Origin of the sequence: Rothia sp. (in: high G+C Gram-positive bacteria) (assembly GCF_030540545.1) — a bacterium.
Taxonomy (GTDB): Bacteria; Actinomycetota; Actinomycetes; order Actinomycetales; family Micrococcaceae; genus Rothia.
The window spans coordinates 1-1000 of the sequence record NZ_JAUNVZ010000144.1; the positions used below are offsets into that span (position 1 = coordinate 1).

2 protein-coding genes are annotated in these 1000 nt (G+C 57.0%); both read left to right on the forward strand.

What is annotated here, in order from left to right; all coding sequences use genetic code 11:
• A partial coding sequence (locus Q4P78_RS09535) for a cation:dicarboxylase symporter family transporter (RefSeq protein WP_303340129.1) occupies window positions 1-595 on the forward strand: 595 nt, incomplete at its 5' end.
• A 137-nt stretch (window positions 596-732) separates the two neighbouring features.
• Window positions 733-1000, forward strand: a 268-nt coding sequence (locus tag Q4P78_RS09540) for a ParA family protein (RefSeq protein WP_303340130.1), incomplete at its 3' end; no start/stop codon positions are given.

A 1000-nucleotide genomic window follows, 5' to 3' on the forward strand; every position in this document is an offset into this window, starting at 1 on the left:
TGAGGCAGCCTTGCCGCGGCAGATCGCTAAAATGGAACACCTTGGAGTCTCAAAACCTGTAGTGGGTGTGGTTGAGCCCACCGGGTACTCCTATAACCTGGACGGTACCTCTATCTACCTGACCATGAGCGCACTATTCGTGGCCGAGGCAATGGGTACCCCGCTGGCGCTGGGTGAACAGCTTTCTCTGTTGGTTTTCATGATTATTGCTTCAAAGGGTGCCGCTGGTGTCTCGGGTGCGGGTATCGCTACCCTGGCTGGTGGTTTGCAGTCGCACCGCCCTGACCTCGTGAACGGTGTGGGGCTGAGTGTGGGTATTGACCGTTTCATGTCCGAGGCGCGCGCCGTTACGAACTTTACCGGCAACGCCGTGGCGACCGTGCTCATGGGTAAAGCCGTTAAAGAGATTGACATGGACAGGGTGCGTTCCGTCCTAAAAGGCGAACTTCCCTTTGACGAGAACACCATGGGGGATGCCCTGCACGGCGACCAGTATGTGGATGATGCAGTGGCTCAGAAATCGCCAACCAAACAGATTCCCGTTGTGCCGCCCGAGAACATAAAGCCACGCACGCACATCGACTCTGGGCAGTAGCAGAGAGCTTGAACGCATCCGTTCAACCTCAACCGCCCTGTACCCCTGAGTTCCACCTCACGTTTAGGCTCTGGGATACGGGGCAAATACTGTAACCTTATAATCAACAGTAAATTTCGCACACGAAGGTGACATAGTTGACTGAAGCACCGGAACAAGAACTCGGGCCCACCGGCCGCCCCCTCCGCGAATACCCCGACCCCGCGCCCATACAACAGCACGGTCCCGCGCGCATCATCTCGATGGTGAACCAGAAGGGTGGGGTGGGTAAGACCACCTCAACCATTAATCTTGGTGCGGCCCTTGCTGAATGCGGGCGTAAAGTTTTACTCGTGGATTTTGATCCGCAGGGCGCGCTCTCTGCGGGATTCGGCGCGAACCCGCACGAGCTGGATTTGACCGTCT